This is a genomic window from Providencia sp. R33 (assembly GCF_019343475.1).
Classification (GTDB): domain Bacteria; phylum Pseudomonadota; class Gammaproteobacteria; order Enterobacterales; family Enterobacteriaceae; genus Providencia.
Window position 1 is genome coordinate 193,404 of the sequence record NZ_CP072453.1, and the last position, 17,006, is coordinate 210,409.

Annotated in this window: 13 protein-coding genes; 11 read left to right on the top strand and 2 right to left on the bottom strand. The window is 42.6% G+C overall.

Annotated elements, in window-relative coordinates; genetic code table 11:
- Positions 1 to 16 precede the first annotated feature (16 nt).
- The 9 genes from purT to yjiA all read left to right on the top strand — a co-directional run bounded on the left by purT (position 17) and on the right by yjiA (position 11,772).
- Positions 17 to 1,195 (top strand): formate-dependent phosphoribosylglycinamide formyltransferase, encoded by a 1,179-nt coding sequence (gene purT / locus J6836_RS01030; RefSeq protein WP_219246077.1) that lies wholly within the window; start codon positions 17 to 19, stop codon positions 1,193 to 1,195.
- Positions 1,196 to 1,981: 786 nt separating this feature from the next.
- A complete protein-coding gene (locus tag J6836_RS01035; protein WP_219246078.1) occupies positions 1,982 to 2,662 on the top strand; it encodes a vWA domain-containing protein in 681 nt (226 codons plus the stop codon).
- A 3-nt stretch (positions 2,663 to 2,665) separates the two neighbouring features.
- Positions 2,666 to 3,418 carry a PP2C family serine/threonine-protein phosphatase gene (locus J6836_RS01040; RefSeq protein ID WP_219246079.1) on the top strand — a complete coding sequence of 251 codons (753 nt, stop codon included), beginning with the start codon at positions 2,666 to 2,668 and terminating at the stop codon, positions 3,416 to 3,418.
- Positions 3,418 to 4,854, top strand: coding sequence for a protein kinase domain-containing protein (locus J6836_RS01045; RefSeq protein ID WP_219246080.1), 1,437 nt, complete (start codon positions 3,418 to 3,420; stop codon positions 4,852 to 4,854). Before J6836_RS01040 ends, J6836_RS01045 begins: the two co-directional genes overlap by 1 nt.
- 18 nt (positions 4,855 to 4,872) lie before the next feature.
- Entirely contained in the window at positions 4,873 to 7,416 is a 2,544-nt protein-coding gene (locus tag J6836_RS01050; protein WP_219246081.1) for an energy transducer TonB family protein, read from the top strand.
- A 13-nt stretch (positions 7,417 to 7,429) separates the two neighbouring features.
- On the top strand, positions 7,430 to 7,885 hold the full coding sequence (locus tag J6836_RS01055) for a WG repeat-containing protein (protein WP_219246082.1): 456 nt from the start codon (positions 7,430 to 7,432) through the stop codon (positions 7,883 to 7,885).
- 420 nt (positions 7,886 to 8,305) lie between these two features.
- Positions 8,306 to 10,459 (top strand): carbon starvation CstA family protein, encoded by a 2,154-nt coding sequence (locus tag J6836_RS01060; protein ID WP_219246083.1) that lies wholly within the window; start codon positions 8,306 to 8,308, stop codon positions 10,457 to 10,459.
- Between the two features lie 101 nt (positions 10,460 to 10,560).
- Complete coding sequence (locus tag J6836_RS01065) at positions 10,561 to 10,764, top strand: YbdD/YjiX family protein (protein ID WP_004260586.1); 204 nt, start codon at positions 10,561 to 10,563, stop codon at positions 10,762 to 10,764.
- A gap of 39 nt (positions 10,765 to 10,803) precedes the next feature.
- A complete protein-coding gene (yjiA, locus tag J6836_RS01070; RefSeq protein ID WP_219246084.1) occupies positions 10,804 to 11,772 on the top strand; it encodes a GTPase in 969 nt (322 codons plus the stop codon).
- Between the two features lie 354 nt (positions 11,773 to 12,126).
- Here yjiA and J6836_RS01075 read toward each other — a convergent pair whose 3' ends face one another.
- Positions 12,127 to 13,449 (bottom strand): L-cysteine desulfidase family protein, encoded by a 1,323-nt coding sequence (locus tag J6836_RS01075; protein ID WP_219246085.1) that lies wholly within the window; start codon positions 13,447 to 13,449, stop codon positions 12,127 to 12,129.
- Between the two features lie 208 nt (positions 13,450 to 13,657).
- Positions 13,658 to 15,004 (bottom strand): MATE family efflux transporter, encoded by a 1,347-nt coding sequence (locus J6836_RS01080; RefSeq protein WP_219246086.1) that lies wholly within the window; start codon positions 15,002 to 15,004, stop codon positions 13,658 to 13,660.
- A gap of 199 nt (positions 15,005 to 15,203) precedes the next feature.
- Here J6836_RS01080 and J6836_RS01085 point away from each other — a divergent pair, with 199 nt between their 5' ends.
- Both J6836_RS01085 and J6836_RS01090 read left to right on the top strand, forming a co-directional pair.
- On the top strand, positions 15,204 to 16,100 hold the full coding sequence (locus J6836_RS01085) for a diaminopimelate dehydrogenase (RefSeq protein WP_219246087.1): 897 nt from the start codon (positions 15,204 to 15,206) through the stop codon (positions 16,098 to 16,100).
- A 166-nt stretch (positions 16,101 to 16,266) separates the two neighbouring features.
- The gene (locus tag J6836_RS01090) at positions 16,267 to 17,004 is read left to right on the top strand and encodes a hypothetical protein (RefSeq protein ID WP_219246088.1); all 738 of its coding nucleotides are present in this window, start codon (positions 16,267 to 16,269) and stop codon (positions 17,002 to 17,004) included.
- Positions 17,005 to 17,006: the final 2 nt, after the last annotated feature.

The window sequence follows — 17,006 nt, forward strand, 5'->3', positions numbered from 1 at the left end:
TAGAAGGTCATCAATTATGGAACAGTTAGGTACGGCGCTTTGTACATCTGCAACGAAAGTTATGTTACTGGGTGCGGGAGAACTAGGTAAGGAAGTTGCCATTGAATGCCAACGCTTAGGCATTGAAGTGATTGCGGTAGACCGTTATGAAAATGCACCGGCTATGCACATTGCCCATCGCAGTCATGTCATCAATATGCTTGATGGTGAAGCACTAAAAAATCTGGTTGCGACAGAAAAACCTGATTTTATCGTGCCTGAAATTGAAGCAATAGCCACAAAAACGCTAGTTGAACTTGAAGAGCTGGGGCAGAAAGTTGTCCCTTCTGCAAACGCTGTTTTCTTAACAATGGATAGGGAAGGTATTCGCCGCCTTGCCGCTGAAACATTAGGCTTACCTACATCTGAATATTATTTCGTAGAAAATAAACCCGATTTTATTGAAGCGGCTGAAAAAATTGGTTTCCCGTGTATTGTAAAACCCGTCATGAGTTCATCGGGGAAAGGGCAAAGTGTCATTCGTTCAAATGCGGATTTAGAAAAAGCGTGGAATTATTCCCAAGAAGGTGGTCGTGCAGGGCAAGGCCGTGTCATTGTTGAGAAAATGGTTAACTTTGATTTTGAAATTACACTGCTAACCGTTAGTGCTGCTGATGGGATCCATTTTTGTGCTCCTGTAGGGCACCGCCAAGAAAAAGGTGATTATCGTGAGTCTTGGCAGCCTCAAGTGATGAGCGAAAAAGCGTTGAAAAAGGCTCAAGAGATTGCGGCGAAAATCGTTTCTGCATTAGGTGGTTACGGCTTGTTTGGTGTTGAATTATTTGTTTGTGGAGATGACATTATTTTTAATGAAGTTTCTCCACGCCCTCATGACACAGGAATGGTCACTCTGATTTCACAGAATCTGTCTGAATTTGCCTTACATGTCCGTGCATTCTTAGGACTCCCAATTGGCCTCATTCGCCAATATGGACCAAGCGCTTCAGCGGTTATTCTTCCTGAACTTCATAGCCGAAATGTGGTGTTTTCTAACATTAAAGATGCGTTAGGCTCTGATATTCAATTACGTTTATTTGGAAAACCTGAAATTTCGGGAACTCGGCGTTTAGGGGTTGCATTAGCCACTGCTGATTCCATTGAAAGTGCGCTGGTTATGGCAAAAAAAGCGGCAGCGACAGTGAAGGTGTCTGGTTAGTTTTTCAGTACGTAAAAAGGGAATAGTTTCCTATTCCCTTAATGGTGTTACTTATATTAAATAAGACTAATTTCTTCTATGAGCTATTTATTAAATATTTATTTCCACTTTCGGAAGTAAATGTTTTTATTTAAACCGGAATTTATAAATAACGTAAATTATTTATTTTGCGTTAAGTAAGCGTATTTTATGGATAACTTAATTTTAAAATTTATTTCTGATCCATTTTCGAGCTGTCGAATGCAGAGTGTGGAATAATATCAGTTGTACTTATTTTGGTTGCCAAATGATGGGGGTATTGTGCTTTTTGATGGCTTTAAGATTGTGATTTCTAAGTATTTTCAATGTGTTGTGTTTTTCATTGAACTAAAAGAGTTGCCTTATTCGGTGCTTTAATCTTATCTAATCTACTCTTCTGTAGAGTGATAGGCGCCAAGTTTAATATTTATTCATAAATCACTTCTGATTTTAATGCTTAAAATGAGTAGTGAAGGCAAGTGTTACCAATGAATAATAGGTGTGATTAAAATACGTATAAATGTGATATTTTTAATATTTAAATTAATGTTAATCACTTTTTCATTTAGGTTATCTGCATGACGGGAATTATTTGATTTGAAATGCGCAGGAAAGTTCTTGGTATACTATCTATGTATTAAATGATTATTTAATAATACCCCTAAGATTATTTCTATTCAATATGTGTATTTCTCCCTTTTTCTTAGTTTCATTACAAACACTATTCTGTATATTGGTATTTTCATCACAACACAATAAGGGTAATTCATGAGTCAACTTATCATCCCTGATGTTGCTTTAGTTGATAATAGCGAGCAACGAACACCATTAGTTTTGGTATTAGATTGTTCAGGCAGTATGTATGGTGAGCCGATTAACGAATTAAATGCAGGTTTGCAATTACTCGAAAAAGAACTCAAAAATGATGTGATCGCGGCTAAACGCGTGCGGATACTGGTTATTCAATATGGTGGAAATGACCAATGCTCCATTATCGGGGACTGGTGTGATGCCATGGATTTTACTGCACCTATATTAGAAGCTAATGGTACAACCCCTACAGGGCAAGCCGTCATGGTCGCGCTAGATGAAATTGAAGCAGAAAAACAACGTTTTCGTCAAGCGGGAGTGGCATATACTCGCCCTTGGTTATTTTTAATGTCCGATGGTGCGCCGACAGATTTATGGGAAGAGTCTGCACAAGTTTGCCGCCAGGCGCAAAAAGATCAAAAGGTGGCGATGTTCCCTATTATGGTTGATGGGGCAAGTGCGCAAGTCATGGGCGAATTTAGTATTGCAGGCCTAAATGGCGTGAAAAAACTGCAAGGATTGCAATTTAAAGAACTGTTTTTATGGTTAAGTGCCAGTATGCAAGTGGTTTCCCAATCGACGCCAGGCGGCCAAGCACAACTTCCTTCAACAGATAGCTGGTCAACAGTGTCGGTATAATATATGAGTTGGTCAATTTATTGCGCATCAGTTCAAGGGCGCGCGCATCAGGAAAATAATCAGCCTTGCCAAGATGCGTGGTCTGTGGAGCACACCGCAAATGGCTTAGCCGCTTGTGTATGTGATGGCGCAGGCTCTGCGCGTTATAGTGATATTGGCTCTCGTTATGTTTCAAGGTTATTTGTTCAGCGGATATCTGAGTTTGGTGATGTTGACTATTTAACTATAGAAGAAATACAACCGGTTATTCTTCGTACACTGAAGTCTATTCGCGAACAACTGCTTTCCCTTGCAAATGATAAGAATGGGGAATTAAAGGATTTCGCGTGTACCCTTGTTGCTGCATGGATTGGCAAACGCCAAGGTTTTCTTTTTCATTTAGGTGACGGTGCTGCCATTGCTTCTTATCAACAAGATGACCAGCTTATTGATAAGGTTTCGGTACCAGAAAATGGGGAATATGCCAACCAAACGTGGTTTTTAACCTCCACTGATTGGCAGGAACATTTACGTATTACACCTATCACCGCAAAAATAGAGCGGGTCATTTTAATGTCTGATGGCGTACAGCCTTTTGCTATGAATAAGCAATGTGATGCGCTTTATCTCCCGTTTATTGAACCAGTGACTCGATTTTTACAGCAAAATGATCAGCAGACGGGCAGTGAAGCATTAAAAGGAACGCTTGATGACCCTCGGACGTATTCCATTACAGGGGATGATAAAACCTTATTTGTGGCATTTAGGGAAATGTAATGGCGGTGGTCAATAAGATAAAACTTGTCGATGGGCAAGGGCAAGTTATCCAGCTGGGTAAATTAATTAAAAGTGGTGGGGCAGGAAGCGTTTACCATATTGCATCAGCGAAGGGACAAGTCGCTAAGCTCTACCACGACAAAATTGATAAAACGTTGTACCGCCGAAAAACATCGGCAATGCTAGCATTAAAGCCAAACTTACCACCAATTACTGACACGGCCATTCCTGTTATTCAACTGGCATGGCCGATTAGCCAACTATTTAACCAGAAGAAACAGTTTGTCGGCTTTGCCATGCCTGAGTTGGATGTGAATGCATCCATTGAGCTCGAATATATCTTGCAAGAAAGACAGGCGAGAGCGAATAACTTACCCGTTGGGTTAGGGGCAAAAATCCAACTTGCAACCAACCTAGCCATATTGGTTGAGGCTATTCATCAGCAAAACCACTTTATTATTGATATGAAACCCGTGAACTTGCGTTTTTATCGGGAAAGCTTATATGTATCAATGTTAGATTGCGATGGCTTTAGTATTCAAGGAAAACAAGAACGTTTTGCTGCGGGGCAATTCACAGTCGATTACCTTGCACCTGAATTCCAAAATGCGAAAAGTGTGCCCCAATCGCAAGAGTCCCAGCAAGACCGATTTGCTTTAGCGGTGATTTTATTTCAATTATTGAATTTTGGTATTCATCCATTCTCTGGTCGCCCTTTACATAATCAAGTACCAAATGATTTACCCAGCCGAATTGCAGGGAAGTATTATGCGTATGGAGTGAAGGCGCACCAAGGGATTAGCCCTGTCCCAACCAGTGGACATACTTTCTTGCCTGATGATATTCGCCAATTATTTGATAAAGCATTTAATGGCGCGCCAGATCAAAGGCCGAGTGCGGCGCAATGGGTGCAGTGTTTGCGCCCTTACGCATTGCGTAGCCAGAAAAAAATGGTGGTATGCAGCAAAAATAAAGAACACCAATATTTTGCTGGGTTGAAATGTGCTGCCTGTGAACGGGTTAAGCAATTAAAAGTGGCCAGCGAAGCGCTGCAACAAACACGGCGACAGCAAAATGTACAGAAAGTGCAGGTTAGAGGGCAAACTCAAACTCGCCGAGTTGTTCGCCCACAACCCATAGCGCCAATCACCTTTACACCGCCAGCGTGGTTTGCCGCAATTAAAAAGGTGCATATTTACACATTTCTTGCCATCGCTATTCCTTTATTGATGGCATTTATTGTTAGCAATATTACCCAAAATATGAAACCAGAAACACTATCGCCTGCGGTTTTTTACCAATATTGGGCGCAGGAGGGCTTTGAGTCTGATGTGGCCCTGAGTATTATCACGCTGGTTTGCATATTGGGGCTGAGTCTCTTTTTCTGGTTGGGGCTCTTTTTACCCATCAAATCGATTTTGACTAAAAAACCATAAGGAGGGATGACGTTGAAAATGAAACTGAGTCCACTCCTTTTATTACCATTGGCGTTCTTATTTGCGGCACCTGCGCTACCTTTTTTCTTTGGCTATGGCGTATTTATTGCGTTATTTGAACTGGGTGAACTCATTTGGCCAATGGCTTTGAATGTAAGTGATAACTTATTCCTTACAGTGATGTGGTTATTTGGGCTGGTGTTTATTATTGCTTTGTCGATAAGTGCGGTTCGCTTTCAAGCGCGGCAATATTGGGGCGCAGCGATTATGACGTTGGCGGTATTTAGCGTCATTACACTTTTAAATATCCCGTTAAGTGCGGAATCAAACCAACGTTGGTGGGCGAAAACACTCATTGAGCAGCGTGACTGGCAATTGTTCCAGAATGAACAAAACACTGCAGTGAGTGGTGTGTTATCGGGGATTATTTATAACCATGAAGCTAACACTGAAATTGAAGCGCGATACCATGAGTTACAAGCTCGCATTGATAAGATGGATAAACTTACCGAGTTGGCCCCACAAAGTGCAGCAATGCGTGTAATCTGGCAACCTTTATTGCAAACGAATATGGCGGCGTCAGGTGACCAAATCAGCCAATTAGAAAAGGCGAGTCAATATTTACCGCAAGATGGTGCGCTCGCCTTTGTTGTTGGTTTGCTTAAATTACGCCAAACCGAGGCCGCAGAAGAGAGCCTAGTTTTCTTTATGCGTGCCGTTGCTGCACAGCCGAATAACCCCACTTATTGGAAAGGTTTGGGGCTTGCATATAGCATAATAAAAAGCCAAGTTGATAATAGTGATGTGAATTTAAAGCATGCGTATGCTGCACTTATTTTTGCACAATATCTGAACCTCAATAATAAGTGGTCAGAATCTCCTTCTCAATTATTTGATACGCAAAGTGCCACAATATTTGCGAAAGAAATTCAGCACCTTTCTACCGCTGAACGCCAAAACTTTTTAATCTTACAAGCAAGAAGCAACATACAGGTATTAGATTGGTTTAGAGAACCAGCGGATGAGCAAACACAAGTATTAGCAAAACAGCCATTATCCATTAAAGGGATATATGGGGTTGTTGAGCTAGCCACGTACTATGACCTAAGTGATCCACGCTACCCTGGGAAAATGACGATCAATACAGAGGGAACGACTATTGTACCTAGCTCTATTGACGAGGTGCGTTACCCTTCCGTTAAATATGATGTTGATAATGTTTCAGCAATCGTGGCCGTGGATGTGAATGAGGACGGTGCGCCTGCATTTACCTTAATCGACACCACCAGTGGCGTAAAAAAATACGATACTGCAGCTGAATTTGCTGTGAGCCAATTACGCTTTGTTCCCTCAAAGCAACCTGCTCGTCACCTTGTGAATGTTGGCTTTAAAAGCACAGTGAAAAGCTTGGATGATTATGCGCAAGAAGTAGGCCTTTTAGTGGAAAGCGCGAGTAAGGCTTTAGCAAGGCATAATGAAAAATCATTTGGGTATGTGCTTAAAAGGCTCCTGAGTTATGTGAATAATACAGTTCCTGCCAAATACACACGCAGCTCAAGTTCATCTTATGAATATTACCAACAGCAGCAGGAGATCTCAAAAGAGATACGCGCAACACTGCGACAAGCAGACAGCCGCACTAAGTCTAACGGCGAGGCGTGGGAAAGTAACACACAAAGGCTTCGCGCATTATTGTTAAAGTACCCAAATAATACTGAGGTGCTGAGTACAACGGCAAGAATGGAATTAATGCACTTTAATGCCGCGCGAACCTTGTTAACTGAAAATAAAGCATCTGCAATAAGAGATGGTTTTGTTGATGATGAGCAGCATTGGCGTGATTTACTGTTGAGTGCACGGGGGCATTATCTGCAAATAATCACCATTAACCCAAACCGTATTGATGCGTGGTTCGCTTGGGGGGTGACGATGATAGATGAAGACCCAGAATTGGCAGCAGGTGCATTTGCGTTAATACACTATAATGCGGATAAAAGTGTGGATCAGCGTTTGATGGCGGCGCAATCTCGTTTCTTTTTATTCGGTTTGCCAGATGAAACCAAAGAACGGGTGAATATTATCAATGCACGTATGGCGCAGCTGTATAGTAAAGGTGAATTATCTGCATCTGCAACGGAGCAAGAACGCCAAGAGTTTGAAGAGCAAAAGGCATTAGCTGAAAAAGTAATGCCAGCGGTGATACCATTTGCGTCAACCCCTCGTACTTTGCCTATGCGCAATGAAAACTTAGCTGACCCCGTAGCTGTGAGTGTTGATGCGGCCGCTTTTGGAATTCAAGAAAAGACATTACAACTGCCTGTTATTTCTCAGGAATCGATAGGCAAAATGCAAGGCGAAGCCATTTTGAAAATTGATGTACCGAAGGGGGGAGTGCCAAGCTCAGTGATGTTACAGCACAGTAGTGGCGTAGATTATTTCGATGATAGCTTAATTTCAGTTGCCTATCAGTGGCGGTTTAATTCAGCATCTCAAAATAAAGTGTTATTAATTCCAGTGATTTTTAACCAACCCAGTGAAGCTTCGTTAAATTATAAGCCATAAAGGAATAGGGAATATGATGAATCAATATAAAATGGTAGGGATGCTTGCCATATTTTGCTCAACACCATTATTTGCACAAAATCTTGATCAACAATACAGCTTATGGGTAGACGACCAAAAAAGCCAAATTCGTTGTTTTGTAGCCGAATCGCCTTTTCAATATTGTTTACGTGAGTCAGATGATGGTGACTTAATTGTTGCTGATAAACATAACCAAGAAGTTTATCGAATCTATTATTTTGATAACTGGCCCGACGAAGCTCAAGACGGGGTCTACCGCATTCGTCAGGGAGATAAAATTGGCTTTGCGGATGCCACGACAGGGAAGGTCGTTATTGAGGCAACCTATGATTGCGCGTACCCCTTTGAAGAGGGAAAGGCCAAAGTTGGCGTTGGGTGTAAAACGCAAACGGATGGTGAACACAGTTGGTGGGTTGGTGGAGATTGGACAACAATTACACTGCCATAAAGGTTCTACGTACTTAGATACACCTTTTTAGGGTATCTAAGGCGTTTTTTACGATATTTGTGATATTTATTTACAATTAAACCGACTTTAACCATATTATTTATATTACTTAACTTATTGAAAACCAGTTGTTATTGTTATGTAGATCACAGTTTTCATCCTGTTAAACCCTCCTCAAAACCATTCACGGCAAAATTCAAACCGCTTAATTCTGTATGGCACCGCTTAGCGTAACTTTAAGCATTTGCAGAGTGCAATTTCATACCATAAACACCATGGCAGAGCTCAATATTTTGATTTATCTCAGTTCAACCACTGCCAATTAAAAAGCCATCAATGACAAGTAGCACCACGATGTTGCTAGCGTGATGGTAAATACAAAATCAATGGCATGTTCGTTTTACCTCAGAAGGGTGTTCTATGAACAAAAATGGTATTTTAAAGCACGTTCCGTGGATGATCCTTGGGATTATCGGCGCAATTTGTTTAGGGGTTGTTGCGCTAAGACGCGGTGAACACATTAGTGCGCTGTGGATAGTCGTCGCATCCGTGGCGGTTTACCTGATTGCTTATCGTTACTACAGCTTATATATCGCGAAAAAAGTGATGAAGCTGGATGAAACCCGTGCAACTCCAGCCGTCATTAATAATGATGGCTTAAACTATGTTCCAACCAATAAAAACGTCCTATTTGGTCACCACTTTGCGGCAATCGCAGGGGCAGGGCCGTTAGTTGGACCTGTACTGGCAGCGCAAGTGGGGTATTTACCCGGTACGCTGTGGTTACTGGCAGGGGTTGTATTAGCCGGTGCGGTGCAAGACTTTATGGTGCTGTTTATTTCATCACGCCGTAATGGTGCATCATTAGGGGAAATCGTTAAAGAAGAGTTGGGCCCAATTCCGGGAACGCTCGCACTCTTTGGTTGTTTCCTGATTATGATCATTATCCTAGCGGTACTTGCACTTATTGTCGTTAAAGCCTTGGCAGAAAGTCCATGGGGTGTATTCACCGTGGTATCAACGGTACCAATTGCCTTGTTTATGGGGATATACATGCGATATCTCCGGCCGGGGCGTGTTGGTGAGGTTTCCGTCATCGGTATCGTATTGCTGGTGGCATCGATTTGGTTCGGTGGTGTTATCGCCCACGACCCATACTGGGGCCCTGCACTGACATTTAAAGACACCACGATCACTTATGCGCTAGTTGGCTATGCATTTGTTTCTGCACTGTTGCCTGTATGGTTGATCTTGGCGCCGCGTGATTATCTGGCAACCTTCTTGAAAATTGGGGTTATCGTAGGTTTAGCGATTGGTATCGTTATCCTGAATCCTGAATTAAAAATGCCTGCAGTAACGCAATTCGTTGATGGTTCAGGTCCAGTTTGGAAAGGTACACTGTTCCCATTCTTGTTCATTACCATTGCATGTGGTGCGGTTTCGGGGTTCCACGCTTTAATTTCTTCGGGAACGACACCGAAACTGTTAGCAAACGAAAAAGATGCGCGTTACATCGGTTACGGTGCAATGCTAATGGAATCTTTCGTTGCGATTATGGCGCTGGTTGCTGCATCTATTATCGAGCCAGGTTTGTACTTCGCGATGAATACCCCGCCAGCGGCGTTAGGTATTACAATGCCTAACCTGCATGAGTTGGGTGGCCCAGATGGTGCGGCTATCATGGCTCAACTGAAAGATGTTTCTGTTCACGCAGCGGCAACGGTCAGTTCATGGGGCTTTGTGATTTCACCTGAACAAATCATGCAAACGGCAAAAGATATCGGTGAACCGTCGGTTCTGAACCGTGCGGGTGGTGCGCCAACATTAGCCGTTGGTATCGCATTCGTATTCCACGAAATCATGCCTGCGGCAAATATGGGCTTCTGGTATCACTTTGGTATTCTGTTTGAAGCGCTATTTATCTTAACCGCATTGGATGCAGGAACCCGTTCTGGCCGCTTTATGCTGCAAGATTTACTGGGTAACTTCGTTCCATTTTTGAAGAAAACAGATTCACTGGTTGCGGGGATCATTGGTACGGCAGGCTGTGTCGGCTTATGGGGTTACTTACTGTATCAAGGCGTGGTTGACCCACTGGGCGGCGTTAAGAGCCTATGGCCACTGTTCGGTATCTCGAACCAAATGTTAGCCGCAGTTGCGTTAATCCTAAGTACAGTAGTTCTGATTAAGATGAAACGTAGCAAATACATCATGGTCACCGTGTTACCTGCAGTATGGTTATTGATTTGTACCACTTGGGCGTTAGGACTGAAATTATTCAGTGATAACCCGCAGCTTGAAGGCTTCCTGTATTTAGCTAAATCTTATAAAGATAAGATTGCAGCAGGCGGCGCTGAGCTGACAGCGCAAGAAATTACTAACATGAATCACATTATCATCAACAACTACACCAATGCGGGTCTGAGTATCCTATTCTTAGTGGTTGTTTACGGTATCATTTTCTATGGTATCCGCGTGGGAATGAAAGCATACAAAAATCCAGAACGTACAGACAAAGAAACACCGTATGTGCCTGTACCGAAAGAGGGCGTGAAAGTTTCATCTTCACATTAGTGACCATTCGACACCACCGAGCCGCTAAGGTGGCTCGGTAACTGAACGGTAGCCCTACATTGTGTGCACATGATGTAGGGCATTTGTATTTGGAGAGACAGATGTTTGGTAACCTTGGAAAAACAGGTAAATACTTAGGCCAAGCAGCGCGCATGCTGATTGGCATTCCTGATTATGATACTTATGTCCAACACATGAGTGATAACCACCCTGATAAGCCCGTCATGACTTACAAAGAATTTTTTCGTGAAAGGCAAGATGCGCGGTATGGTGGAAGTGGCAAAGGCGGGTTCCGCTGCTGTTAACGATGATTGCAGTAAAACAATGGTGCAAAGAGGATAATAATGAAACCAATTAATGTCACAATCCTAACCGGTTTTCTTGGTGCAGGTAAAACAACGCTCCTTAGCCATATTCTTCATGCAGAACATGGACATAAAATTGCAGTCATTGAAAACGAATTTGGTGAAGTTCCTATCGATAACGCCATTATTGGTGACAGAGCTACACAAATCACCACGCTGAGCAACGGGTGTATTTGCTGCTCACGTTCCGCTGAATTAGAAAATGCATTATTAGACTTATTAGATGGCCTCGACAGTGGCAAGTTGGACTTTGACCGTTTAGTGATTGAATGCACTGGCATGGCAGACCCTGGCCCTATCACGCAAACATTTTTCTCCCATGATGTGTTATGCGAACGGTTTTTATTGGATGGTATCATTACGCTGGTAGATGCGGTTCATGCTGAAAAACAATTGAATGACTTTGCGATTGCTCAAGCACAAATCGGCTATGCAGACCGAATTTTATTAACAAAAACTGACATCAACCCAGATAACGACGCCCTGCTAGAGCGATTACAGCGTATTAATGCCAGAGCGCCAATTTACCCAGTTATTCATGGCGATATTAACTTACAGCTCTTATTAGACATTGAAGGTTTTTTATTAGACTCACAACTGAAGGTGAATAAACCGGCTTTCCGTTTTGCACCAAAACAGCAAAATGAAGTGGAGTCTATTGTTGTGGAGTTTGATTACCCTGTTGAATTAATGGAAGTTTCACAAGTAATGGAAGATTTACTGCTCAGTTTTGCAGATAATTTATTGCGTTACAAAGGTATTTTATCCATCAAAGATGAACCAAAACGTTTGTTATTCCAAGGGGTTCAACGCCTTTACAGTGCCGATTGGGATACGGATTGGCTAGACGGCGAAACCCGCCGCAGCGTATTAGTGTTTATCGGTGTGAAACTCCCCGAAGAGATTATTCGCGAAAAATTCGCCGCTTTGGAAGTTAATTCAAAATAGAACAATTCAAAAAAGAAATAAAAAAAAGAAATTCAAAGTCATTAGCGGCGTAGCAAGGCGGCAAAAGAGCCAATCCCTAGGAGCATACACAAGTATGTGACTCGGGTTGGCGAGTGTAGCCAACAACGCTACGTCGTTAAGGGCGAAGAATTAGCGGCGTAGCAAGGCGGCAAAAGAAATAATCCCTAGGAGCATACACAAGTATGTGACTCGGGTTGGCGAGTGTAGCCAACAACGCTACGTCGTTAAGGGCGAAGAATTAGCGGCGTAGCAAGGCGGCAAAAGAAATAATCCCTAGGAGCATACACAAGTATGTGACTCGGGTTGGCGAATGTAGCCAACAACGCTACGTCGTTAAGGGCGTGCTTTTGACGCCATAATCTCAATAATCTGCACATCAGTATGCCTCATCGACCCTGCGGCCAATGAACACAAATTGGCAATTGACTGGTCAACATCATCCGACACAATACCATCCGAGCCTCTCACACAGCTATTATCTAAAGCCATCAGTACCGCTTTATAAGCCGCACTGGCGCTGGTGGAGACTTTCATCGCACAACTGTTTGATGCACCATCACAAATCATCCCACTGACATCGCCAATCATACTGGAAATCGCCATTGCAACCACTTCATAGCGTGACTCCAATAACCATGCAATCCCTGCGGCGGCACCCATCGCGGCGGTGGTTGCAGCACACAGCGCTGATAACGCAGGTAATTGATTATGAATATAAATTGCCATCAGATGGGATAACATCAATGCGCGAGCTAACTGTTCTTCAGAGGATTGCAGGTAGTCTGCTGTCACCACAACAGGCATGGTTGCGGCGATACCTTGGTTACCAGAGCCCGAGTTACTCATTGCGGGTAAAACTGCACCACCCATACGGGCATCAGATGCGGCAGAGGTGCGGATCATAATTTCAGACATCAAGTCTTTCGATAACAAACCGCGGTCGCGCTGAGTTTGCAATGTTTTGCCGATATGTAAGCCATACACATTGCGCAGGCCTTCTTGGGAAAGGGCTTCATTTAACTGGGCAGCTTCTAAAATAAAACGAATATCGCCTAATGGGGCTTCTGTCGCAAATTGGTAGACAGCCTTTGCGGTAACGGGCGGTAAGGGAATATCCGCAGCGCAATCAACGGGGGTATCATCTAGGGACTTTCTTGATAAGGTATCAAACACCGTTTCATTATTATGAATTATCTTCACAATATTGGTGTGTGAACCTGTGATGATCACCGTCGCTGAACCTGTTTGGGTATGTACCGTTGCTTCGGAATAGATAACGTCTTCGCAAGGGTGTTTGATATCAACAGTTACTAGGCCTTGCGCTAACATTGTTTTACTCAAAGCAATCGCGTCAGTTGAAGCAGATTTAAGTACTTCTAAGCCCGCATCCGCATCACCCCCAACCGCACCTAAAGCGGCAGCGATAGGTAACCCTACCATACCTGTACCTGGCACCGTAACGCCCATACCATTTTTCATCAGGTTAGGAGAGACAAAGGCACAAACGCGAGTGACGTCACCGTCAAGGAAAGACGCTGCTTTTGCTGCTGCGTAAGCCAATGAAATTGGCTCGGTACAACCTAAAGCTGGCTTAACTTCTTGTTTTACCGCATTGATAAAATATTGCCAAAGTAATGGTTGTGATTGCGCATGCATGGCAGGTCCCCTTAATGAATTCTTTTTTGATTTTATTATTTTAAACAACCCGTTGGAGAAAAACTTCACTAAGTTTGGGGATATACTTGGGTGGTGGAGAAAAAAAAACTCCAAAACTGGAGATAAAAATAAAATATTTTCGAGTTTGCGCTTCGTCACAAAAATCCTGCCTATAAAATAGAGCAGGACATTGTGATTGTTTTACGGGTTAGCTTTCCACATCGAGGCGTTTACTTTGCCATTTCCGTGAGCGCCAGCGCCATGCATTAGTCAAGCCGCGCAACCATTCATCTGCGAAGAAACCGAGCCAAATTCCCAGCAAGCCCATTTCCATTTTTATCCCTAAGAAATAGCCGAGGGGAATCGCCACGCCCCACATAAAGATAATAGCGGTGCATAATGGGAAGCGGGCATCTCCAGAAGCACGTAACGCGTTCACCATTACAATATTAATGGTGCGCCCAGGCTCTAAAAATACCGAGAGCAAAAAGAGCGGTAATAATAGCTCGATAATACCGTGGTCATCAGTAATATTGTTAAGGATAGGGTCGCGAAGTAACCAGAAAGCAATAACAACACCGATAGTGACATAAAAGCCCATTTTTAAGCTTTTAATTCCGCGAATATAGGCATCTTGGAAGCGTTTCGCACCAACCAAATGGCCGACCATAATCTCATTACCAATACTGACGGAAATACCGAATAACATGATAAATAGCGATAATTGGAAATACAGGGTTTGTGCCGCAAGTGCTGTTTCACCCATTAAACCAATAAAGGCGGATGCCGTCATAAAGTGTAAAATCCACACCAAGTTTTCCCCCGCAGAAGGTAAACCAATGTGTAAAATTTTACCGAGCATTTTACGTGACCAATGAATTAACATCATTGGGACAAATTTAATACGCAACCCATAGAATAATAAGCAGAAAAGTAAAATTACAGCCACGACACGCCCAACGACGGTAGACCATGCCACACCTTCTAAACCATATTGTGGCAAGCCGAAAAAACCATAAAGTACAATGATATTACCTACAACAGTAATCAGGTTGGCAATCAATGTGACCCACATGGCTGGCTGTGCTTTGCCATAAACCCGTAAGCAGGCTGCTAAAATAATGGAAATCGCTTCAGGGATTAAACAAATCCCTAAAATACGTAAATAAGTATAACCATCAGCCATTAAATGGGATGGCATATTCATGATTTTTAGAATGGTATAGCCAAAGAATACCGCGACTAATGCACTGGAAAAACCAAGAATAAAGTTAAAAGCGATGGAGATATGAATCGCTTGGCTGGCTTTTTCACGGCGGCCTGCCCCTAAATATTGTGCGATAACAACGCTGCATCCCACACTGATAAAGTTAAAAATAGTAATAAAAAGATCAAAAACTTGGTTGCCCACCCCCATCGCTGCAAGGTAAGCGGTCGATACATGGCTAACCATGTAAGTGTTAATTAATAATGTGGCCAAATGCAGAAAAATATCGATAAAAATTGGCCAACTGAGCGAAAAGAGTGACCGCTCAGTCACATCAGACTGATGCATTGAGAACCTTTATATATTTATGAGAATTAAGAATAGTGCCTTGAACTGCGAATTCTACATGGAATTCATTAATGAAAATAGGGTTAAAATGCCCTCAATTTCGTAAAGTGAATGTTTTGTTTACTTTTAATTAATCTGTTAGATTTAATTTCGCTATAAATTAATTAATAAGCAACATCAGAACTGTATAGGAGTAAAAATGACAAAAATTAAAGCAGCAATAGTGGGATACGGGAATATCGGCCGTTATGCACTAGAAGCTGTTCTAGCCGCTGATGATTTTGAGCTTGTCGGAATTGTTCGTCGTAATACACAAGACATCCCAGCTGAACTCGCCTCGTATAAAGTCGTCGATGATATTGAAAAACTAGGGAAAGTGGATGTTGCACTCCTGTGCTCGCCAACCCGTGCAATTGGCCCACTTGCGGCAAAAATTCTTGCATTAGGCATTAATACCGTTGATAGCTTTGATGTGCATTCAGATATTGTAGCGCTGAAAAGAAGCCTAAATGATGTTGCAAAACAACATAATAGTGTTGCTGTCGTCTCCGCAGGTTGGGATCCCGGTTCGGATTCTATTATGCGTACTTTAATGTTAGCGATGGCGCCAAAAGGAGTGACTTACACCAATTTTGGGCCAGGCATGAGCATGGGGCACAGCGTCGCAGCAAAAGCCATTGACGGCGTGAAAGATGCGTTATCGGTAACTATTCCATTAGGAACCGGTGTACATCGCCGTATGGTGTATATTGAATTAGACGCAGGCGCAAAATTTGATGATGTTGCTCAAGCGATTAAAGCGGATAGCTATTTTGCCTCTGATGAAACCCATATTCGCCAAGTTGATAGTATTGACGCATTAAAAGATGTTGGCCACGGTGTACACATGACCCATAAAGGCGTTTCGGGTGCGACGCACAACCAATTATTCGAATACTCAATGCGTATCAATAACCCTGCGTTAACGTCACAATTTATGGTGTCAGCAGCACGCGCTTCAATGAAGCAGGCGGCGGGCGCTTATACTGTGATTGAAATCCCACCCGTAAATTTCTTGCAAGGTGATTTAGACTCGTTGATTGCTAAACTCGTCTAATTGCCATTTCATTTGTGGCATGACGCGTTCAGTTCATGCCATCTTGTCGATATATCTTACACTTTATCTTTGATTTACTTTGCCATTCGGATTTTGGACACTGTTTATTTCTTACGTTATCAAGTAGCTTATTAAAAAAGCAATATTGTCAATGTGGAGTGATCTCATGGCGAAGCCGTCAGGGAATGAGCAATTACAAGAAAAGCAAAATAAAGACCAAGGTTTTTTCCCAAAACAGCCCTCAGTAAAAAGCGGGAAAGAAAGTTCGCATTCTTTCAGCCTTATTCGTGCATTTTCCAAGATAGTTAACTACGGTTTTTCTCTTTTTTATGTCGGCTTTATTTTATCTGTTTGGTTTTTCCCTGAGTATTACACGGTCGAAATTATTTATAACCTGACCATCATTCTAATTTTTGAATTTATTTTGATTCACTCTGGCGTCTTTATGGCGGTATTCCGTGATTGGCGAGTATTAACCTTATTTGCGCTTTTTTATGGTTTATTCGCGCTGGCAATTAATATGTCAGTCTTAGGGGACTCGCCGCTGATCCTGTATTTATATAGTGCGACAGTCGCGAATCGAATGTTATTTGGTTTAACCAGCCGCAGTGAACAAGAACGCAGTGAAAATATGGGTTATTCAGCGTTAATGGCACTCAATTTTATGTTCTGTATTTTCCTCGTATTAATTTTATCTTTCCTTGTGCCTTATGGTGGGTTAACGCCTGAATATTTACGCTCTATTGGTTATTACGCCAGTATTTCCACGGGGGGAGAGTTCCCTGATAGGCCTCATGTCGCTTTTGCGTTTGGAGTACTCTACTTTGGGTTACCTGTTTTTATGGCCTGTTTAATGAATTTCTTGTGCAAGGGGCACTCTATTTACCGAGAAAAAGGAAAGTAAGT